The following is a 19,554-nucleotide window of genomic DNA, read 5'->3' as shown; positions in this document are numbered from 1 at the left end:
ATAATCTGGCTAACGTATCACATGAAACAAGGTGTGGGTACTCAAGGGTTGAGACGGACGATTTCCCAGCTTTCCGCCGGGTCTGCCCGTCGCCATCTGAAACGGTTGTGAAGCCGGAATTCCCCGTCCGCCCAGAACTCGATCTCGGACGGGGTGATCCGGTAGCCGCCCCAGAAGGGCGGCCGGTCGGGGTTGGTGCCCTTCTGGGCGGTCACGCGGGCCACCTCCGCCACGAGGGCCGCACGGCTCTTGAGCGGGCGGGACTGCCTGGACGCCCATGCCCCCAGCCTGCTGCCCAACGAGCGGCTCTTGTAATAGGCGTCGGCCTGGGGGCCGTCCTCCCGCGTGATGGTGCCGCGCACCCGGATCTGCCGACGAAGGGTCTTGGAGTGCAGCACAAAGGCGGCCTTGCCCGCCCCCTCCAGCTCGATCGCCTTGGCGCTCTCGTAATTGGTGTAAAAGACAAAGGCGTGCGCCTCGATCTCTTTCAGCAGTACCATGCGCACATTGGGCAGCCCCGTCTCATCCACGGTGGCCAATGCGACGGCGTTCGGATCGTTCGGCTCGGTGTCTTCGGCCTCCGCAAGCCAGCGACGGGCGATTTCAAACGGGTCCGGTCCCGCAAAGATACCGGTGCGTTCTTCCATCTGGCGTTCCAAATTCCTGAATGCACGCCGCAAAACGTGCCCAACGCACAAGCGGTATATCAATCGACATAATGCAACAAGGCGTTTGACGGATTTTTGTACAGCCATACCGGTGGTTTGCCGCCGGGATCCGAATGGCTGGCATCTTGATGGGACCGCCGCAATGTCCTAGAGGTTGTCGTCAAAGCAACAGGCAAAGGGTCGGCGCCCATGGAAAACACTTTGATGCAGGGCAAGCGTGGCTTGATCATGGGCCTCGCGAACGACAAGTCCATCGCATGGGGCATTGCCCAGACCCTGGCCGATGCCGGCGCGGAACTTGCCTTTTCCTATCAGGGCGAGGCGCTGAAGAAGCGGGTCGGCCCCCTGGCCGCGCAACTGGGCAGCGACATCGTCCTGCCCTGCGACGTGAGCGACGAAGCCAGCATCGACGCGCTGTTCGACGGGTTGAAAGACCACTGGGAAAACATTGACTTCGTCGTGCATGCCATTGGTTTTTCGGACAAAAGCGAACTTCGCGGTCGCTATGTGGATACCAGCCGCGCAAACTTTGCCATGTCGATGGACATTTCGGTCTATTCCTTCACCGCCATCATGCAGCGCGCCGAAAAGATGATGGGCCCGGGGGCCAGCGCCCTCACGCTCACCTATTATGGCGCGGAAAAGGTCATGCCGCATTATAACGTCATGGGCGTGGCCAAGGCCGCGCTCGAGGCATCGGTGCAATACCTGGCCGAGGATCTGGGCAAGGACGGCATCCGCGTCAACGCGATCTCGGCGGGTCCGATCAAGACGCTGGCGGCCTCCGGCATCGGCGATTTCCGCTACATCATGAAATGGAACGAATACAACTCGCCCCTGCGCCGCAACGTGACCATCGGCGACGTGGGCCGCGCGGCGCTGTTCCTGCTCAGCGACCTAGGCTCAGGCACCACGGGCGAGAACCTGCATGTGGACGCGGGCTATCACGTGGTGGGCATGAAGGCGGTGGACGCGCCCGACATGGCCAAGGAATGACCTGAGCCGATGAGCCTGGAAAGCCTCGCCGCGTTCAACCTGCTGCTGCTGGCCGCCCTGGCGAGCCCCGGTGCCGCCATGATCTTTGTCATCAGGACGACTGTCAGCGCGGGCCGCGTCGCGGGGCTGCTCAGCGGTCTGGGGCTGGCACTGGCGGCGGGCTGCTGGACCGCCTCGGCCTTTCTGGGGCTCGACAGGCTGCTGGCACTTGCCCCCTGGGCCTATGTCACGCTGAAGGTGGCAGGCGCGCTCTATCTGATCTGGATCGCGGTGCAGACCTGGCGCCATGCCCGCACGCCCCCCGGCGATGCACTGCCCCGACCGGCCGGCCGCCACCTTCTGGCCGGTGCGCTGGTGAACCTTGGCAACCCCAAATCAATGCTCTTTGCCGCCGCCCTGATCCTCGTGGTCTTTCCCAAGGGCATGACCACGGGCGAAATCGCCTTTGTCGTGTTCAACCATGTGACGCTGGAAATCCTGTTCTACAGTCTTTTTGCCACCTTGCTCAGCACCCCGGTTGCGCGGCAGGGCTATCTGCGTCTGAAACCGGTCTTCGACCGCATCGCCGCCCTGCTGCTGGGGGCCTTCGGCGTCCGGCTGCTGATCGAAAGGTAACGCCATGTCCGACAAACGCGACGCCAACCGCCTGCCCCATGAAAAAGGCTTTCACATCTCGTGGGACCAGATCCACCGCGACAGCCGTGCGCTGGCCTGGCGGCTGGACGGCATGGGCCCCGACAATGGCGGCTGGCGCGCGGTGGTTGCGATCACCCGTGGCGGCATGGCCCCCGCGATGATCGCGGCGCGCGAGCTGGACATCCGGACGGTCGACACGATCTCGGTCAAATCCTACGACCATCAGGACCAGTCGGACGCGCAGGTGCTGAAATCCCCCGATGCCGCGCTGATGGGCGACGGCACCGGCATCCTGATCATCGACGACCTGGTGGACAGCGGCAAGACACTGGAAGTCGTGCGCAGGATGTACCCCAAGGCGCATTTCGCCACCGTCTACGCCAAGCCCAAGGGCCGCCCGCAGGTCGATACCTTCATCACCGAGGTCAGCCAGGACACCTGGATCTTCTTTCCCTGGGACATGGCGCTGCAATATGTCGAACCCTACCGGGGCCGGGACTGACCCCTTGCCCATCCCCTGACCGTAAAGACCGCCGGGGAACGTGAGGGGCACCCCCCACGTCCGCCGGTGCAAAAGGACATGCCGATGCCGCTGCCCCGCACCGCGACCACCTTTGCCCCGCCCGTGATGGAGGCCCGGCGCTGGCTTGACGGGGTGCGCTTTGCCCCCGACCGTCCGCTGATCAACGTCAGCCAGGCCGCCCCCGTGGACCCGCCGCCGCAGGCGCTGCGACAGGCGATGGCCGATGTCGCCCTGCAAAACGACGAGGCGCATCTCTACGGCCCCGTGCTGGGCCTGCCGGATCTGCGCGCGGAACTGGCCGCCAATACCGCGCGGCATTACGGCGGCGCGGTCAATCCCGCGCAGGTCTGCATCACGTCGGGCTGCAATCAGGCCTTTGCCGCCGCCATCGCCACGCTCTGTGCCGAAGGGGATGAAGTCATCCTGCCAACGCCTTGGTATTTCAATCATAAAATGTGGCTCGACATGTCGGGCGTCGCCGCGATCCCGCTGGTTACGGAAGCGGACCTGCTGCCCGATCCCGACCGGGCGGCGGCGCTGATCACCCCGCGCACCCGCGCCATCGCACTGGTCACGCCGAACAATCCCGGCGGCGTCGAATACCCCGCCGATCTGGTGCAGGCCTTCTTCGACCTTGCCCGGCGGCACGGCATCGCGCTGATCCTGGACGAGACCTACCGCGATTTCGACAGCCGCAGCGGCCCGCCCCATGCCCTGTTTCAGGACCCGGACTGGGCCGATACGCTGATCCACCTCTATTCCTTTTCCAAGGCGTACCGTCTGACCGGCCACCGCGTGGGCGCGATGATCACCTCCGACAGACGCCTGGCGGAGGCGGAGAAGTTCCTCGACACCGTGGCGATCTGCCCCGCGCAGCTGGGCCAGCACGCGGCGCTCTGGGGGATGCGCAACCTCGGCCAGTGGCTGGCCGGAGAGCGGGACGAGATCCTGGCCCGCCGCGCCGCGATTTCCGCCAACATGCCCCGGCTGGAGCCGCTTGGCTGGAAGCTGCTGGGCCTCGGGGGGTACTTCGCCTACATGCGCCATCCCTTTGACCAAAGCGCCGCGACCCTGGCGCCGGAGCTGGTGCGCAGCGCGGGCATTCTCTGCCTGCCCGGCACCATGTTCTGCCCCGAGGGCGATGCCACCGGAGAGCGGCAGCTGCGCCTCGCCTTTGCCAATCTCGACGCGACAGGCATCGGTCGTCTCTTTGACCGGCTGGCGGACCTGCCACAGGGCTGATCGGTATGCCCGAAACCGTATAGCTGCTTGCCCCGCGCGGGCGGGACGCATAGACAGTTGCGAAAGCGAAAAAGGGTGATGACACATGGCCAAAGGGTCGAGCATTTCTAAAACCGCAATGTGGATTCTGATGGGTCTTCTGATCCTCGGGCTGGGCGGCTTCGGGGCGGTCAACCTGTCCGGCAACCTGCGGTCCATCGGCACGGTCGGGGACAAGTCGATCCCGGTGGATGCCTACGCCCGCCAGCTGCAGAACGAGATCCGCGCCATCGAACAGCAGACCGGGGAAAGCCTGCCCTTTGCCCGCGCGCAGGAGATCGGGCTGGACCGTGCGGTGCTTCAGCGCCTCGTGCGCAACCGCGCGCTGGATCACGAGACATCCCAGCTGGGCCTGTCCATCGGCGACGAAGCCCTGCGCGAGGACATTCTGGACATTCCCGCCTTCCAGGGCGTCGATGGCACCTTCGACCGCGAGGCCTATCGCTTTGCCCTGCAGCAGGGCGGCCTGTCCGAGGCGGACTTCGAAACCTCCCTGCGCGAGGAGGCGGCGCGCACCCTGTTGCAGCGGGCAGTCACCAGCGGTGTCGTCATGCCCGACACCTATGCCGAGACGCTGATGACCTTCATCGCGCAGGAACGCAGCTTTACCTGGAGCGTGCTGGACAGCGACGATCTGGCCGAACCGGTGGCAGAGCCGACCGAGGCGCAGTTGCAGGCGTACTACGCTGAGAATCAGGACGCCTTCATGCTGCCCCTGACCAAGAAGATCACATATGTCTGGCTGTCGCCCGAAGACATGCTGGACGAGGTCGAAGTGCCCGAAGACGAACTGCGCCGCGCCTATGACGATCGCGCCGCGGAATTCCAGCAGCCCGAGCGGCGTCTGGTCGAACGCCTGGTCTTTGCCGATCAGGACGCCGCCGACCGCGCCGCCGCCGCGCTTGAGGTCGATGGCACCACCTTCAACGCGCTGGTGCAGGAACGCGGGCTTGACCTGGCCGATATCGACATGGGCGATTTGTCCCGGCTGGAACTGGACGCCGCAGGCGAAGCGGTCTTTGGTGCCGAGGTGGGCGATGTGGTCGGCCCCCTGCCCAGCTCTCTGGGGCCCGCCCTGTTCCGGGTGAACGGCGTGCTGCCGGCGCAGAACACCAGCTTTGACGATGCGCGCCCCGCGCTGGAAGCCGAACTGGCCGCAAGCCGTGCCGCCCGCGCGGTCGAGGCCCGTGCCCAGGAACTTGACGACCGGCTCGCGGGGGGCGCGTCGCTCGAACAGATGGCCGAAGAGACCAAGCTGACCCTCGGGACCATCGACTGGACCCCCGAAAGCAGCGAGGGCATCGCCGCCTACACAGGCTTTCGCGACGCGGCGGCCGATGTCACGGCGTCGGACTTCCCCCGGATCGAACAGCTGGAAGACGGCGGCGTCTTTGCCCTGCGGCTGGACGAGCAGCTGGAAGAGCGCCCCGAACCTTTCGAGCAGGCCCGCGACGACGTGCGCGCCGCTTGGGAGGCACAGCAAACGGTTGAGGAGTTGAGCGCACAGGCCAACGATCTGGCGCAGTCACTGGGCGACGATGCGTCGTTCGAAGAAGCGGGGCTGGACGCCACGGTCGCACAGAACCAGACCCGCCGCGCCTTTATCGAAGGAACGCCGGAAAACTTCATGGAAACGGTGTTCGACATGACACCGGGCGATGTGAGCGTGCTGCCCGGTGACGGTCAGGTGTTCATCGTCCGCCTTGATGACATCGCGGACCCCGAGGCGGACGACGAAACCGCGGCCCTGCGCGGTCAGCTCTCCGAACAGCTGGATCAGAACCTGTCGCAGGACCTTTACGCCGTCTTCGCCGACGATGTGGTGCGCCGCGCCGGACCGCAGGTCGATCAGCGGGCGCTTCAGGCCGTCCATGTCAACTTTCCCTGATCGGCGGCGCATATGACACTGACACCGGCATTCGAGGATTTCGCCGCGCAGTACGGCGCGGGCGAGAACCAGATCGTCTATACCCGCCTTGCCGCCGATCTCGACACGCCCGTGTCGCTGATGCTCAAGCTGACCGGAGCGGCTGAAAACGCCTTTGTGCTGGAATCCGTCACCGGCGGCGAAGTGCGCGGGCGCTATTCGATCATCGGGATGAAGCCCGACCTGATCTGGCGCTGCCGGGGCGACACCTCGGCGGTGAACCGCGCCGCCCGCTACGATGCCGACGCCTTTGAGGACATGCCGGGCAATCCGCTCGACGTTCTGCGCGACATCATCGCGGAAAGCCGGATCGACCTGCCCGAGGACCTGCCGCAGGCCGCGGCAGGGCTGTTCGGCTATCTGGGCTACGACATGATCCGCCTGGTCGAACATCTGCCGGACGTGAACCCGGACCCGCTGGGCCTGCCCGATGCGGTCATGGTCCGCCCGTCGGTCATTGCCGTGCTCGACGGGGTCAAGGGCGAAGTCACCGTGGTGTCCCCGGCCTGGGTGTCCGAGGGCCAGTCGGCCCGCGCCGCCTATGCGCAGGCCGCCGAGCGGGTAATGGACGCCGTGCGCGACATGGAACGCGCCATGCCCGCCACCTCGCGCGATCTGGGTGACGCGGACGAGGTCCCGGACCCGGTCAGCAACTTCACCCGCGACGGCTACAAGGCCGCGGTGGAAAAGGCGCGCGACTATATCGCGGCGGGCGACATCTTTCAGGTGGTGCCGAGCCAGCGGTGGGCACAGGGGTTCACGCAAGAGCCCTTTACCCTGTACCGCAGCCTGCGGCGCACGAACCCGTCGCCGTTCATGTTCTACTTCAACTTCGGCGGCTTCCATGTCGTGGGCGCCAGCCCGGAAATCCTCGTGCGGGTGTTCGACCGGCAGATCACCATCCGCCCTGTCGCGGGCACCCGCCCCCGCGGCGCCACGCCCGAGGAAGACCGCGCGCTGGAGGCCGATCTGTTGCTGGACGAAAAGGAACTGGCAGAGCATCTGATGCTGCTGGACCTGGGACGCAACGATGTGGGCCGGGTGGCAAAGATCGGCACTGTCCGCCCGACCGAGGAATTCATCGTCGAACGCTACAGCCACGTGATGCATATCGTCTCCAACGTCGTGGGCGAACTGCGCGAGGACTGCGATGCGCTGGATGCCTTCTTTGCCGGGATGCCCGCAGGCACCGTCTCGGGCGCCCCCAAGGTCCGCGCGATGGAGATCATCGACGAACTCGAACCCGAGAAGCGCGGCGTCTATGGCGGCGGCGTGGGCTATTTCAGCGCGGGCGGCGACATGGACATGTGCATCGCCCTGCGCACCGCCGTGATCAAGGATGAAACGCTCTACATCCAGGCGGGCGGCGGCGTGGTCTACGACAGCGACCCCGAGGCCGAATACATGGAGACGATGCACAAATCCAACGCCATCCGGCGGGCCGCGGCGGATGCCGCGCGGTTCGGCGGTCAGGGCAACCGCTGATGAGCGCCAGACGCGCGCCGTTCGAGATCGCCGGGCAGTCCGTCGCCCCCGGCACCAGCCTGAACGTCGACCTTCCGGTCTCCATCCTGCCCGATCACACGCCTGTTCACCTGTCGGTCGAAGTCCACCACGGCAAGCGCCCCGGCCCCACCATGTTCGTCAGCGCCGCCGTGCACGGCGACGAGGTGATCGGCGTCGAGATCGTGCGCCGCCTGCTGCGCGCGCCGCAGCTCAGATCCCTGCGGGGCACGCTGCTGGTGATCCCGGTGGTCAACTCCTTCGGGTTTCTCAGCCGCTCGCGCTACCTGCCCGACCGGCGCGACCTGAACCGCTGTTTTCCGGGTCATCCCTCGGGGTCGCTGGGCGCGCGGCTGGCGCATATCTTCCTGCAGGAGGTGGTCCTGCGTTGCGACTTCGGGATCGACCTGCATTCCGCCGCAATCCACCGCACCAACCTGCCGCAGGTGCGGGTGTCGCCCTCGGACAAGGTCACTCAGAAGATGGCGCTGGATTTCGGCGCACCCGTGGTGCTGACCTCGGGGCTGCGCGACGGGTCCCTGCGGGCGGTGGCGGGCAAACATGGCGTGCCGATCCTGCTCTACGAGGCGGGCGAAGGGCTGCGGTTTGACGAGATGGCGGTGCGCGCCGGTGTCGCGGGCATCCTGCGGGTGCTGCGCGGCCATGACATGCTGCCCGCCAAGGGCATCGCAAATGCACGGGTCGCCCCCTATCTGTGCACCTCGTCCCATTGGCTTCGGGCCCCGGCGGGCGGGCTCTTGCGGACCTTCCGCGCCGAAGGCGAAACCGTGGAAGAAGGCGATGTGCTGGCCACCGTCTCCGACCCTTTCGGCGCGGTGGAGACGGATCTGATCGCGCCCGAGGCAGGCATCCTGATCGGCCGCGCGATTTTGCCCGTGGTGAACGAGGGCGACGCGGTGTTCCACCTTGCTCAGCTGAGCCCCCGCGCGGCGGAGGCCACGGTGGACAATCTGGCCACCCAGCTGGAAAGCGACCCGCTGTTCGACGAAGACGAAATCATCTGATTGCTATGGCCCCTGCGCGCGCTACCTGTCGCGCTGACCGAAAAGGAGCCGCCGGATGATCCGTACCGCAACCTGCCTTCTGCTGCTTTGGGCTGGCAGCGCCCAGGCCGACCTCAGCCTGCGCTTCATCGAAGGCGCGCCCGAGGACCGCTTTGTGCTGACCAACGACGGCACCTGTCCGCTGGCCGAGGCGACGCTGACGCTGGACATCGGCGCCGCCCCCGCCGGTCTGCTGTTCGACACGACACCGGGCGGCGCGGGCGTGGACGTCCACCAGCCGTTCGAGGTGATCGAGGGCCGTGGCGCGCTGCTGGGCCTGCCGGACCTGTCTGACGGAGACACGGTGCTGACGCTGAACCTGGCCGGACTGCCCTCCGGCGGCGCGGTCAGCTTTTCGCTGGATGTGGACGACAGCGGTACAGGCCGCCCCGAGACCATCGCAGGCAGCGAGATCGAGGGCGCGATGGTCACACTGGTGATGGGTGAGACGACGCTGGACATGCCGTTTTCGGATCAGGCGGTCGCGGTGATCCCGATCGCCCCCTGCACCAGCTAGGTCCTGTCCGGGCACGGAATTGTATCGGTACTTGATTCTGTCGCCAGCCCGGTTGACTCGGCCCCGGCGCGGCGCGATCAATTGGCCGTCGCAATTTGATCAAAAGGTGCCGCAATGACCATCAGGCTGGGGATCAACGGGTTCGGACGCATCGGCCGCTCGGTGCTGCGGGCGTTGATGGCGCGTGCGCCCGGCGACATAGAGGTGGTGGCGATCAACGATCTCGCGCCGCTGGAAACAGCCGCGCATCTGTTCGAATTCGATTCCGTGCATGGCACCTATCCCGGCACCGTGACACTGGGGGACGGCACGATGGACGTGGGCCGCGGCCCGATCCGGGTGACTGCCGAACCCCGGCCGGAACGGCTGAACTGGCAGGATGTGGACATCGCGCTGGAATGCACCGGGCACATGACCGACCCCGTCCACGCCGAGGCGCATCTGCGCAACGGCGCGGGGCGTGTCCTGATCTCGGGCCCGGCCAAGGGTGAGGCCAAGACGGTGGTCTACGGCATCAACCACGACAGCTTGACGACGGCGGACCGGGTCGTGTCCAACGGGTCCTGCACCACCAATTGTCTGGTGCCGGTGGTGGATGTCCTGCACCGCGCCTTCGGCATCCAGCGCGGCATGATGACCACCGTGCATTGCTACACCAATTCCCAGAGCCTGACGGATGCCGCGCATGAAGACCTCTACCGCGCGCGCGCCGGGGCGCTGTCGATGGTGCCGACCTCCACCAGCGCCTCGCGCACGCTGGATCTGGTGTTGCCGGAGCTTGCCGGACACATCACCAGCCATGCGATCCGGGTGCCCACACCCGACGTGTCCTGTTGCGATCTGGTGGTGACGCTGGACCGGCCCGCCACCGCCGAGGACGTGAACGACGCCTTTCGCGCCGCGGCGGCAGAGGGGCCGCTGAAGGGGGTGGTCGGCGTGACCGACCGCAAGCTGGTTTCAAGCGATTTTCGCGGCAACCCGCATTCGGCGGTCTTTGCCACCGATCAGACGCGCGTGCAGGACGGCACCCTGCTGCGGGTGCTGGCGTGGTACGACAACGAATGGGCGTTTTCCAACCGGATGCTCGACACGGCGGGCGTGATCGCCAGCCGCATGTAGGCTCAGCCGAACCGCTCCAGCAGCTTGGCGTTGACGCGGGGGGTGACGAACTTGCTCACGTCCCCTTCCAGGCGGGCGATTTCCTTGACCAGCTTGCTGGCGATGGCCTGATGCTGCGCCTCGGCCATGAGGAAGACCGTTTCGATGCTGTCGTCCAGCTGCCGGTTCATGCCGACCATCTGGTATTCGTATTCGAAATCCGCAACCGCGCGCAGGCCGCGCACGATGATCTGCGCGCCGACGTCGCGGGCGCAGTTGATCAGCAGGTTCTCGAAAGGATGGACCACCACCTCGACCCCGGTTTCGCGGGTCAGCCGGGCGCATTCATCCTCGATCATCGCAACCCGTTCGTCCAGGTCGAACAGCGGCCCCTTGTCGCGGTTGATGGCGACGCCGATCACCAGCTTGTCCACCAGCCTTGAGGCCCGGCGGATGATGTCGATATGCCCCAGGGTGATGGGGTCGAAGGTGCCGGGATAAAGGCCGATGCGCATGGGCTGTCCTGTGTCTGGTCTTTTGTCGCGGGCAAGCAATCATGTGCGCATCACGGGCGCAAGCACTAATGCGCCCCGCGTCGCAGGGTAATCCGCAGCCCGGGCTCGCGGCCCTAATGGCCCATGATCATGCCTTCCAGGGCATTCTTTTCCATCGCCAGTTCGGTCAGCCGCGCCTTGACCACGTCACCGAGCGAGATCAGCCCGACCAGCGCGCCGTCCTCGATCACCGGCATGTGGCGAAAGCGGCCATCGGTCATCTTCTGCAGGATCTCGTCGGCCCTGTCGTCCCGGCTGCAGGTCACGAGCTTGGTGGTCATCAGCTTGTCCACCGTCATGTCGAGACAGCCCGCCCCCTGGCGGCCCAGTTCGCGCACGATGTCGCGCTCGGACAGGATGCCGTCCGGTGTCTTGCCGTCCTTCGAGATGACCAGCGTGCCGATCCGCTTGTCCGACAGCATCCGGGCGGCCTCCGATATCCGCATCGTCGGCGCCGACGTCACCACCGCATCGTCCGACTTCGACTTGAGAATTTGCGACACCAGCATGACCATCCTCCTTGTAGATGCATATCCTTGGGTCAAGCGTTGCCGTAATGTGCTGACCTGTCAAGCTTTTGCCTCCAGACGGCTCAGTTCCGCGCGGATCGCCGCGCCAAACAGATCGGCAAAGCGGCTCAACCTGCGGTTGGACTTGTCGTCTGCATGTCGGATCAGGTAGAACGACCGCTTCAGGCTCACCGCGTCGGTCAGTATCCGCTCGACTTCGGGTGCGAAGGGCAGCACGAAGTCATGCACCACGCCGATTCCCCCGCCCCGCGCGACCATCTGAAGCTGAACGGACACCGAATTCGAGGCCAGCGCCACGCGGGACAGCCCAAGATCCGCCAGATAGTCAAGCTCGCGGTCAAAGATCATGTCGGGGATATAGCCCACGATGCGCAGATCCTTCAGGTCCGCGACCGATTGCGGCCTGCCGTGGGCGGCCAGATAATCCGCCGAGGCCGCCAGATGCAGGTGGTAATCGCTGACCTTCTGCACGATCAGCCGCCCCGCCGTGGGGGCCGAAACGCCGATCGCCATGTCGGCCTCGCGCCGGGACAGGTTGAACACCCGCGGCAGGGCCACGATCTGGATGTCGAGTTCGGGATGATCGCGCCCCAGCGCCGCGCAGACCTGCGGCAGCAGGAAATTCGCGGCCCCGTCCGGCGCGCCGATGCGGATCTGGCCGGTCATCCGGTCGCTTGGCCCCGCCACCCCGGCAGAGGCCATCCGCACCGCCTGTTCCACCGCCGCCGCCCGTTCCATCAGCTGCGCGCCCGCCTCTGTCAGCGCGTAACCCTGAGGAGATTTCACGAACAGCACCACCTCCAGCGCCTTTTCCAACCGCGCGACGCGGCGGCCCAGCGTGGCGGGATCCAGCCGCAGCACCTTGCCCGCGCCGGACAGGCTGCTTTCGCGCGCCACCGCGAGGAACAGGCGCATGTCGTCCCAGTTTTCCAAAGCGTCAGACCCCGGCCCCGCTCATATTGCAAAAATGCAAAGCCATTTTGAGAACTTGCCTCTTTCTCATGCCTTTTTGCAAGACTAATCTGCCGCAAACCCAAGGGAGACCCGATATGCAAGAATTGACCCACTACCTCAACGGTGCCCACGTCAAAGGCACCTCCGGCCGTTTTGCCGACGTGATGAACCCGGCCACCGGCGAGGTTCAGGCCAAGGTCCCGCTGGCCAACGGGGACGAGATGAACAAGGCCGTCGAATACGCCAGCGCCGCCCAGCCCGCATGGGCCGCCACCAATCCGCAGCGCCGTGCGCGGGTGCTGATGAAATTCGTCGATCTGCTGAACCGCGACATGGACAAGCTGGCCGAGGCACTGTCCCGCGAGCATGGCAAGACCCTGCCCGATGCTGCCGGCGACGTGCAGCGCGGGCTGGAGGTGGTCGAATACTGCATCGGCGCGCCGCAACTGCTGAAAGGTGAATACACCGACAGCGCGGGCCCCGGCATCGACATGTACTCCATGCGTCAGGCGCTGGGTGTGACGGCGGGCATCACGCCCTTCAACTTCCCCGCCATGATCCCGATGTGGATGTTCGCGCCCGCCATCGCCTGCGGCAACGCCTTTATCCTGAAACCTTCCGAACGCGACCCCTCCGTGCCGCTGATGCTGGCCGAACTGATGGAAGAAGCGGGCCTGCCCAAGGGCATCCTGCAGGTCGTCAACGGCGACAAGGAAGCAGTGGACGCGATCCTGCACCATGACGTGATCCAGTCCGTCGGCTTTGTCGGATCGACCCCGATCGCGGAATACATCTATGCCACGGGCTGCGCCAACGGCAAGCGGGTGCAGTGCTTTGGCGGGGCCAAGAACCACATGATCATCATGCCCGACGCGGACATGGATCAGGCCGCCGATGCGCTGGTGGGCGCAGGCTACGGCGCGGCGGGCGAACGCTGCATGGCGATCTCGGTCGCCGTGCCCGTGGGCGAGGAAACCGCCGACCGGCTGATCGAAAAGCTGGTGCCGCGCATCGAAAAGCTGAAAGTCGGCCCCTACACCGCCGGCAAGGACGTGGACTATGGCCCCGTTGTCACCGCCGCTGCCAAGGCCAACATCGAACGGCTGGTGCAGACCGGCATCGACCAGGGCGCGGAACTGGTTGTCGACGGACGCGATTTCAAACTGCAGGGCTACGAGGATGGCTATTTCGTCGGCCCGCACCTCTTTGACCGCGCAACCAAGGATATGGACATCTACACCCAGGAAATCTTTGGCCCCGTGCTGACCTGCGTCCGGGCAAAGGACTATGAAGAGGCGCTGAGCCTCGCGATGGACCACGAATACGGCAACGGCACCGCGATCTTTACCCGTGACGGCGACGCGGCCCGCGATTTCGCCAACCGGATCAACATCGGCATGGTGGGCGTCAACGTGCCGATCCCGGTGCCGCTGGCCTACCACACCTTCGGCGGCTGGAAGAAATCCGTCTTTGGCGACCTGAACCAGCACGGGCCGGACGCGTTCAAGTTCTACACCCGGACCAAGACCGTGACCGCGCGCTGGCCGAGCGGGATCAAGGAAGGTGGCGAATTCAACTTCCGCCCGATGGAATGACCGGTTCGGGCCGGGCGCAGGCTTTGCCGGTCGCGCCCGGCCCTGCTTTTCCTGGCCCGGCATACCTGCGGGGGTCGGGCGCCGCGTCCCGTCGGCGCAGCGCATCCGACTGGATGCGCGTCCGGTCCCGCGCTAGGTTGTGACGCACCGCCGGTCCATCCCCGCGCGGCAGGGAGATGCCATGCAGTCCAGCTTTACCATCGGGATCGAAGAGGAATATCTGCTCGTCGACCGCGACAGCCTTGCGCTTGCCGCGGCGCCGGATGCGCTGATGCAGGCCTGTCGGGAGGAATTGCAGGAACAGGTCAGCCCCGAGTTCCTGCAATGCCAGATCGAGGTCGGCACCAAGGTCTGCGAAACCGTGGCCGAAGCGCGCGACGACCTGTCCCGGCTACGCAGCTGCATCTCGCGGCATGCGAAACAACACAACCTCGCCCCCATTGCCGTGTCCTGCCACCCGTTTTCGGACTGGAAGAACCAGGATTTCACCGAAAAGGACCGCTACGACGCCTTGCAGCGCGAGATGGAGGCGGTGGCCCGTAGGATGCTGATCTGCGGGATGCATGTGCATGTGGGCGTCGAGGAGAAACGCCTGCGCATGGATCTGATGCCGCAGCTTTCGTATTTCCTGCCGCATCTGCTGGCGCTGTCGACCTCCTCGCCCTACTGGAAGGGGGATGACACCGGGCTCGCCTCCTACCGGCTGTCGGTCTTCGACAACCTGCCGCGCACCGGCCTGCCGCCCCGTTTCGCCAGTTGGGGCGAATACGAACGCACCACCGGCACGCTGATCGACCTCGGTCTGATCGAGGACACGACCAAGATCTGGTGGGACCTGCGCCCCTCCGACCGCTATCCCACGCTGGAGGCACGGATCTGCGATGTACAGCCCCGGCTGGCGGATTCCATCGCCCTCGCCGGGTTGACGCAGGCGCTGGTCAGGATGCTGATGCGCCTGCGCGACCGCAATCTGACCTGGCGCGAATACGACCGTTTCCTGATCTCCGAAAACCGCTGGCGCGCGCAGCGTTACGGCGTGACCGAAGGTCTGATCGACTTTGGCGAGCGCCGCATCCGGCCCTTCGCCGAGCTGATGGACGAGTTGATTGCCCTGCTGGCCGAGGATGCCGAGGCACTTGGCACGCTTGACGAGATCGTGCGCCTGCGCGACCTGGCGACGGAGGGCACCAGCGCGCAGCGCCAGCGCGCGGTACATGACGCGGCCCCCGATGGCACAGGCGGTGCCGCCGTGGTGCGCCACCTGATCGAGGAATTCCATGCCGACCTGTGACCGCCTGAAATCCCTGCTTGCATTGCAGGCTCAAAGAAGGAAATTAAACATACGTTCAATAACTGCGGGCGGAGGAGGCCTGGCACAATGGAATTCGGACTGAACGAGGAACAGACCGCCATTTTCGACATGGCCCGCGATTTCGGGCAGGAGCAGATTGCGCCCCACGCCCATACCTGGGAAAAGCAAGGCACGATCCCCAAGGATCTGTGGCTGCAGGTCGGCGAGCTGGGCTTTGGCGGGCTTTACGTATCGGAGGACGCGGGCGGCGCGGGCCTTGCTCGGCTGGACGCGACACTGGTGTTCGAGGCGCTGTCGATGGCCTGCCCGTCGGTCGCGGCGTTCCTGTCGATCCACAACATGTGCGCCCGGATGATCGACGCCTTCGGCAGCGACGCGCTGAAAGGCCGGGTGCTGCCCGATGTGGTCGCGATGAAGACGGTGCTCAGCTACTGCCTGACCGAACCCGGCGCCGGTTCGGACGCCGCGGCCCTCAAGACCCGCGCCGAGCGCACCAACGCAGGCTACCGGCTGAACGGAACCAAGGCTTTCATCTCGGGCGGGGGGTATTCCGACGCCTATGTGGTGATGGCGCGCACCTCGGACGATGGGGCGGCGGGCGTGTCGACGCTGCTGGTCGAGGACGGGACAAAGGGCCTCAGCTTTGGCGGGCTGGAGGACAAGATGGGCTGGCGCAGCCAACCCACGGCGCAGGTTCAGTTCGACAATTGCGATGTTTCCTCTGCCAATCTTGTGGGAAATGAGGGTGACGGTTTCAAATATGCGATGATCGGGCTGGATGGCGGACGGTTGAACATCGCCGCCTGTTCGCTGGGCGCTGCGCAGACGGCGCTGACCAAGACGCTCGACTACATGGGCGAACGGCGTGCTTTCGGGCAGAGCATCGACCAGTTCCAGGGGCTTCAGTTTCGTCTGGCCGACATGGAGATCGAGCTTCAGGCGGCGCGGGTTTTCCTGCGGCAGGCCGCCTGGAAGCTGGACACCAAGGCGCCGGATGCGACCAAGTTCTGCGCCATGGCCAAGAAATTCTTGACCGAGACCGGCAGCAAAGTGGTCGATCAGTGCCTGCAACTGCACGGCGGTTACGGGTATCTTGCCGACTACGGGATCGAGAAACTGGTGCGCGATCTGCGCGTACATCAGATCCTCGAAGGCACCAACGAAATCATGCGCGTGATCGTCGCCCGCGACATGCTCAAGAACCGCTGAGGGCCGCCATGAGTGACATCGACATCCGCATCACCGGGCGCGCGGGGCGCATCACCCTGACCCGTCCCAAGGCGCTGAACGCCATGACCTATGACATGTGCCTCGCCATCGAAGCCGCGCTGGACGACTGGGCGACGCAGGATGCCGTGGCCCTGGTGATCATCGACGCCGAAGGAGACCGCGCCTTCTGTTCGGGCGGCGATATCGCCGAGCTGTACGAGACCGGCACAAAGGGTGACTACGCCTACGGCCGCCGGTTCTGGGCCGATGAATACCGGCTCAACAACAAGATGTTCAGCTACGCCAAGCCCATCGTTTCCTTGCTGCAGGGGTTCACCATGGGCGGCGGGGTCGGGATCGGCTGTCACGGGTCGCACCGGATCGTGGGTGACAGCAGCCAGGTCGCCATGCCGGAATGCGGCATCGGGCTGGTGCCGGACGTGGGGGGGACGTTGATCCTGGCCCGCGCCCCCGGCAGGCTGGGCGAATACCTGGGCACGACCGGGACGCGGATGGAGCCGGACGACGCGATATTTGCAGGGTTTGCAGATACCTATGTGCCGGAGGATCAATGGCCCGCATTGATTGCAAAATTGGAAAGTTCGGGTGATGTGTCTGAAATATCAGGGCAAACACCGCCATCCGGCCCCCTACGCGACCAGATCGACGCGGTTGACCGGCTCTTTGCAGGCGAAGACCTGGGTGCGGTTCTGAGCAGTTTGCAAACTGATGACAGCGAATTTGCAAAGGATGCGCTCAAGAAAATCTCCCGCGTCTCTCCCCTGTCCGCGGCCTGCTGCATCGAGATCGTCCGCCGCCTGCGCGATGCGGGGCCGACGATGGCGGCGGCGCTGGATCTCGAATACAGGTTCACCTACCGCGCGATGGCGCAGGGCGACTTTCTGGAAGGGATACGCGCCGCGATCATCGACAAGGACCGGAACCCGCGCTGGCAACATGCCAGCGGTCAGGTGCCACCGGCGGCAATCTCCGACATGCTGCATCCCCTGGGTGCAGATGCAGTAAAACTCTGAAAGGATACATCATGGCCTCGCTCAACATCGGTTTCATCGGTCTCGGCAACATGGGGGCACCGATGGCAGTCAACCTGGCCAAGGCCGGGCACAAGGTGCGCGGTTTCGACGTGGCGGGCACCACCGCCGACGGTGTGGAGGTGGCGCAGACCATCGCCGAGGCCGTCACCGGGGCGGACGTGGTCATCACCATGCTGCCGAACGGGTCGATCCTGCGCCAGGTCGCGGCAGAGGCGATCGGTCACATGCGCGAAGGCGCGGTTTTCATCGACTGTTCGACAGTTGACGTGGAAAGCGCCAGGAACACCTCGGAAGCTGCTGAAAAATCAGGGCTTCTTTCGGTGGATGCGCCGGTTTCAGGCGGTGTCGGCGGGGCGGAGGCCGGCACCCTGACCTTTATGGCAGGCGGGTCCGAAGCGGCCTTTGCCGCCGCCGCCCCCCTGTTCGACATCATGGGGCAAAAGGCCGTGCACTGCGGTGAGGCCGGCGCGGGCCAATCCGCCAAGATCTGCAACAACATGATCCTGGGCGCGACCATGATCGCCACCTGCGAGGCCTTCGCCCTTGCGGACAAGCTGGGGCTGGACCGGCAGCGCATGTTTGACGTGGTCAGCACCTCTTCGGGGTATTCCTGGTCGATGAACGCCTATTGCCCCGCGCCCGGGGTCGGGCCGACATCTCCCGCCGACAACGGGTACAAACCGGGTTTCGCCGCCGAACTGATGCTCAAGGACCTTGGACTGTCGCAGCAGGCGGCAGAGCTGGTGGATGCGGACACGCCGATGGGGGCGCGCGCACTGGAACTTTACAAGGCGTTCGTCGAGGAAGAGGATGGTAAGGGCAAGGATTTTTCCGCGATGCTGCCGCGCCTGGCCGCGCGCGGACGCGGTGCCTGATCGCGACGGCGGAACCTCTTTCCACTTCAATCATTGGTCCACGATGACGCGTGTTCCGCGCAGAGACTTATGAGGGAAGAAAATGAAACATATCGTAATCGCCACCCTTCTGAGCGCGGGCATGGCATCATCCGGTTTTGCGGCACCTGCTGTGACACTGCCTGCTGGCGCATCGACATCCAGCGCCGCACTGGCGGCGGGTGACGGCAGCGCGCAGGTCTGGCTGACCCAGGGCAAGGGAAATGGCAACGGCAAGGGTCCCAAAGCCGCGAAAGGCAATGGTGGCCCCAAGAAGGCCAAGCAGGCGTCGCCCCGCAGCGGCAAGGGCCCCAAGAAGGAGGCCAAGCCGAAAAAGGCAAAGGGCAAGCCGGAGAAGGCTGGAAAGGCCGACAAAAATCGTCCGACGCAGGCCAAGAACGACGCGCCCGGACAGGCGAAAAAGGCCCAAAAGGCAGAGAATCGCAAGGTGCGCGGTGAGGACTGGGATCGTCGTGCGGAGGAGGTGCTGCGCGTGACTGCCCCTGCCGACCGCGACGTGCTGAAAATTCTCGGCGCGACCGCGCTGGCCTTGGCCGGGCCGCAGCTGGTGGTGGCGGATACGCCCGTCGAAGAGCTGATCACCTATCGCAACTGTCCGCCGGGCCTGGCCAAGAAGACCCCGGCCTGCGTGCCGCCGGGTCTGGCGAAACAGGGTGTGACCCAGGACCAGTGGCTGAGCTATGATGACGCGGAATACGACCGCCTCTGGCTTCGCCAGCGCGACGATTACCTGCAAAGATACCCGACCCCGACCGAGAACCTGCTGTTGCAATCAGCGCAGATCGCAGGGCTTTTCGGTCTCGACCCCGCGCCGAATGGACAGCGGTATGCGCTGATCGACGGGATGCCGGTGCTTCTGGAGCAGGACGACTACAACGGTCTGCTGCTGATCAACGAGCTGGCCCAGGTGGTCGACATCGACAGCGGCGTGAACGTCGCCCCCACCGCGGCGTTGACACAATCGGAACTGAGCCGTCTTTATCGGCTGCCCTCCCCGGCCCCGGATGTGAATTACGCGGTGCTGAACGGCCAGGTGATCCGCTTGAGTGACAGCCAGTACGAGACGTTGCAACTGATCCGGATCGCGCGCGCGGCGCTCTGATCCGGGCCGGTAGCATTTGAATAACGGGCGGACCGGGGGTTTCACACCCCCGGACCCCCGTGGTGTATTTCTTGAACAATGAAACTAGGGATGGGCGCGAAGGCCGGGGCGGGCGC

19 protein-coding genes are annotated in these 19,554 nt (G+C 65.3%); 15 read left to right on the top strand and 4 right to left on the bottom strand.

From position 1 onward, the window contains the following. Positions 1 to 41: 41 nt before the first annotated feature. Positions 42 to 647, bottom strand: a complete 606-nt coding sequence (pdxH, locus tag FIU94_RS12695; protein WP_152466141.1) for a pyridoxamine 5'-phosphate oxidase — start codon at positions 645 to 647, stop codon at positions 42 to 44. Positions 648 to 857: 210 nt separating this feature from the next. On the opposite strand from pdxH, the gene fabI reads away from it, so the two are divergent. The 9 genes from fabI to gap all read left to right on the top strand — a co-directional run bounded on the left by fabI (position 858) and on the right by gap (position 10,234). Then, entirely contained in the window at positions 858 to 1,664 is an 807-nt protein-coding gene (gene fabI / locus FIU94_RS12690; protein WP_152466140.1) for an enoyl-ACP reductase FabI, read from the top strand. 9 nt (positions 1,665 to 1,673) lie between these two features. Further along, the gene (locus FIU94_RS12685) at positions 1,674 to 2,279 is read left to right on the top strand and encodes a LysE family translocator (RefSeq protein WP_152466139.1); all 606 of its coding nucleotides are present in this window, start codon (positions 1,674 to 1,676) and stop codon (positions 2,277 to 2,279) included. A 4-nt stretch (positions 2,280 to 2,283) separates the two neighbouring features. Continuing rightward, a complete protein-coding gene (gpt, locus tag FIU94_RS12680; protein WP_071972110.1) occupies positions 2,284 to 2,802 on the top strand; it encodes a xanthine phosphoribosyltransferase in 519 nt (172 codons plus the stop codon). Between the two features lie 84 nt (positions 2,803 to 2,886). Next, positions 2,887 to 4,065 carry an aminotransferase gene (locus tag FIU94_RS12675; RefSeq protein ID WP_152466138.1) on the top strand — a complete coding sequence of 393 codons (1,179 nt, stop codon included), beginning with the start codon at positions 2,887 to 2,889 and terminating at the stop codon, positions 4,063 to 4,065. 85 nt (positions 4,066 to 4,150) lie between these two features. Then, a complete protein-coding gene (locus FIU94_RS12670; RefSeq protein WP_152466137.1) occupies positions 4,151 to 5,992 on the top strand; it encodes a peptidyl-prolyl cis-trans isomerase in 1,842 nt (613 codons plus the stop codon). A 12-nt stretch (positions 5,993 to 6,004) separates the two neighbouring features. Continuing rightward, the gene (gene trpE, locus FIU94_RS12665) at positions 6,005 to 7,516 is read left to right on the top strand and encodes an anthranilate synthase component I (RefSeq protein WP_152466136.1); all 1,512 of its coding nucleotides are present in this window, start codon (positions 6,005 to 6,007) and stop codon (positions 7,514 to 7,516) included. Further along, positions 7,516 to 8,559 carry a succinylglutamate desuccinylase/aspartoacylase family protein gene (locus FIU94_RS12660; RefSeq protein WP_152466135.1) on the top strand — a complete coding sequence of 348 codons (1,044 nt, stop codon included), beginning with the start codon at positions 7,516 to 7,518 and terminating at the stop codon, positions 8,557 to 8,559. Before trpE ends, FIU94_RS12660 begins: the two co-directional genes overlap by 1 nt. Positions 8,560 to 8,614: 55 nt before the next feature. Then, positions 8,615 to 9,115, top strand: coding sequence for an aggregation factor core (locus FIU94_RS12655; RefSeq protein ID WP_152466134.1), 501 nt, complete (start codon positions 8,615 to 8,617; stop codon positions 9,113 to 9,115). A 114-nt stretch (positions 9,116 to 9,229) separates the two neighbouring features. After that, positions 9,230 to 10,234: a type I glyceraldehyde-3-phosphate dehydrogenase gene (gap, locus tag FIU94_RS12650; RefSeq protein WP_152466133.1), complete on the top strand. Its 1,005-nt coding sequence runs from the start codon at positions 9,230 to 9,232 to the stop codon at positions 10,232 to 10,234. A 2-nt stretch (positions 10,235 to 10,236) separates the two neighbouring features. On the opposite strand, the gene coaD is transcribed toward gap, so the two are convergent. The 3 genes from coaD to FIU94_RS12635 form a co-directional block, all read right to left on the bottom strand. Then, complete coding sequence (gene coaD / locus FIU94_RS12645; RefSeq protein ID WP_152466132.1) at positions 10,237 to 10,728, bottom strand: pantetheine-phosphate adenylyltransferase; 492 nt, start codon at positions 10,726 to 10,728, stop codon at positions 10,237 to 10,239. A gap of 113 nt (positions 10,729 to 10,841) precedes the next feature. Next, positions 10,842 to 11,276 carry a CBS domain-containing protein gene (locus tag FIU94_RS12640; RefSeq protein ID WP_152466131.1) on the bottom strand — a complete coding sequence of 145 codons (435 nt, stop codon included), beginning with the start codon at positions 11,274 to 11,276 and terminating at the stop codon, positions 10,842 to 10,844. Positions 11,277 to 11,336: 60 nt separating this feature from the next. Beyond that, the gene (locus FIU94_RS12635) at positions 11,337 to 12,212 is read right to left on the bottom strand and encodes a LysR family transcriptional regulator (protein WP_152467044.1); all 876 of its coding nucleotides are present in this window, start codon (positions 12,210 to 12,212) and stop codon (positions 11,337 to 11,339) included. Between the two features lie 134 nt (positions 12,213 to 12,346). Here FIU94_RS12635 and FIU94_RS12630 point away from each other — a divergent pair, with 134 nt between their 5' ends. The 6 genes from FIU94_RS12630 (at position 12,347) to FIU94_RS12605 (ending at position 19,438) form a co-directional block, all read left to right on the top strand. After that, positions 12,347 to 13,846, top strand: a complete 1,500-nt coding sequence (locus tag FIU94_RS12630) for a CoA-acylating methylmalonate-semialdehyde dehydrogenase (RefSeq protein ID WP_152466130.1) — start codon at positions 12,347 to 12,349, stop codon at positions 13,844 to 13,846. A gap of 181 nt (positions 13,847 to 14,027) precedes the next feature. Next, positions 14,028 to 15,137 carry a carboxylate-amine ligase gene (locus tag FIU94_RS12625; RefSeq protein ID WP_152466129.1) on the top strand — a complete coding sequence of 370 codons (1,110 nt, stop codon included), beginning with the start codon at positions 14,028 to 14,030 and terminating at the stop codon, positions 15,135 to 15,137. Between the two features lie 87 nt (positions 15,138 to 15,224). After that, the gene (locus FIU94_RS12620) at positions 15,225 to 16,367 is read left to right on the top strand and encodes an acyl-CoA dehydrogenase family protein (protein WP_152466128.1); all 1,143 of its coding nucleotides are present in this window, start codon (positions 15,225 to 15,227) and stop codon (positions 16,365 to 16,367) included. A gap of 8 nt (positions 16,368 to 16,375) precedes the next feature. Beyond that, entirely contained in the window at positions 16,376 to 17,401 is a 1,026-nt protein-coding gene (locus tag FIU94_RS12615) for an enoyl-CoA hydratase/isomerase family protein (protein WP_152466127.1), read from the top strand. A gap of 11 nt (positions 17,402 to 17,412) precedes the next feature. Beyond that, on the top strand, positions 17,413 to 18,297 hold the full coding sequence (mmsB, locus tag FIU94_RS12610) for a 3-hydroxyisobutyrate dehydrogenase (protein WP_152466126.1): 885 nt from the start codon (positions 17,413 to 17,415) through the stop codon (positions 18,295 to 18,297). Positions 18,298 to 18,379: 82 nt separating this feature from the next. After that, complete coding sequence (locus FIU94_RS12605; protein ID WP_216643253.1) at positions 18,380 to 19,438, top strand: hypothetical protein; 1,059 nt, start codon at positions 18,380 to 18,382, stop codon at positions 19,436 to 19,438. The last annotated feature ends 116 nt before the right edge of the window (positions 19,439 to 19,554 follow it).

The organism is Sulfitobacter sp. THAF37 (assembly GCF_009363555.1).
In the GTDB taxonomy this organism is placed as follows: domain Bacteria; phylum Pseudomonadota; class Alphaproteobacteria; order Rhodobacterales; family Rhodobacteraceae; genus Sulfitobacter.
Note: the sequence above shows the minus strand (reverse complement) of the source record. Positions and strands in the feature narration are given on the sequence as shown.

What these genes read in the sequence shown, in the direction of transcription:
- pdxH (WP_152466141.1), bottom strand. Translation starts at nt 647, where the DNA reads ATGGAAGAACGCACCGGTATCTTTGCGGGACCGGACCCGTTTGAAATC.
- fabI (WP_152466140.1), top strand. Translation starts at nt 858, where the DNA reads ATGGAAAACACTTTGATGCAGGGCAAGCGTGGCTTGATCATGGGCCTC.
- FIU94_RS12685 (WP_152466139.1), top strand. Translation starts at nt 1,674, where the DNA reads ATGAGCCTGGAAAGCCTCGCCGCGTTCAACCTGCTGCTGCTGGCCGCC.
- gpt (WP_071972110.1), top strand. Translation starts at nt 2,284, where the DNA reads ATGTCCGACAAACGCGACGCCAACCGCCTGCCCCATGAAAAAGGCTTT.
- FIU94_RS12675 (WP_152466138.1), top strand. Translation starts at nt 2,887, where the DNA reads ATGCCGCTGCCCCGCACCGCGACCACCTTTGCCCCGCCCGTGATGGAG.
- FIU94_RS12670 (WP_152466137.1), top strand. Translation starts at nt 4,151, where the DNA reads ATGGCCAAAGGGTCGAGCATTTCTAAAACCGCAATGTGGATTCTGATG.
- trpE (WP_152466136.1), top strand. Translation starts at nt 6,005, where the DNA reads ATGACACTGACACCGGCATTCGAGGATTTCGCCGCGCAGTACGGCGCG.
- FIU94_RS12660 (WP_152466135.1), top strand. Translation starts at nt 7,516, where the DNA reads ATGAGCGCCAGACGCGCGCCGTTCGAGATCGCCGGGCAGTCCGTCGCC.
- FIU94_RS12655 (WP_152466134.1), top strand. Translation starts at nt 8,615, where the DNA reads ATGATCCGTACCGCAACCTGCCTTCTGCTGCTTTGGGCTGGCAGCGCC.
- gap (WP_152466133.1), top strand. Translation starts at nt 9,230, where the DNA reads ATGACCATCAGGCTGGGGATCAACGGGTTCGGACGCATCGGCCGCTCG.
- coaD (WP_152466132.1), bottom strand. Translation starts at nt 10,728, where the DNA reads ATGCGCATCGGCCTTTATCCCGGCACCTTCGACCCCATCACCCTGGGG.
- FIU94_RS12640 (WP_152466131.1), bottom strand. Translation starts at nt 11,276, where the DNA reads ATGCTGGTGTCGCAAATTCTCAAGTCGAAGTCGGACGATGCGGTGGTG.
- FIU94_RS12635 (WP_152467044.1), bottom strand. Translation starts at nt 12,212, where the DNA reads ATGCGCCTGTTCCTCGCGGTGGCGCGCGAAAGCAGCCTGTCCGGCGCG.
- FIU94_RS12630 (WP_152466130.1), top strand. Translation starts at nt 12,347, where the DNA reads ATGCAAGAATTGACCCACTACCTCAACGGTGCCCACGTCAAAGGCACC.
- FIU94_RS12625 (WP_152466129.1), top strand. Translation starts at nt 14,028, where the DNA reads ATGCAGTCCAGCTTTACCATCGGGATCGAAGAGGAATATCTGCTCGTC.
- FIU94_RS12620 (WP_152466128.1), top strand. Translation starts at nt 15,225, where the DNA reads ATGGAATTCGGACTGAACGAGGAACAGACCGCCATTTTCGACATGGCC.
- FIU94_RS12615 (WP_152466127.1), top strand. Translation starts at nt 16,376, where the DNA reads ATGAGTGACATCGACATCCGCATCACCGGGCGCGCGGGGCGCATCACC.
- mmsB (WP_152466126.1), top strand. Translation starts at nt 17,413, where the DNA reads ATGGCCTCGCTCAACATCGGTTTCATCGGTCTCGGCAACATGGGGGCA.
- FIU94_RS12605 (WP_216643253.1), top strand. Translation starts at nt 18,380, where the DNA reads ATGAAACATATCGTAATCGCCACCCTTCTGAGCGCGGGCATGGCATCA.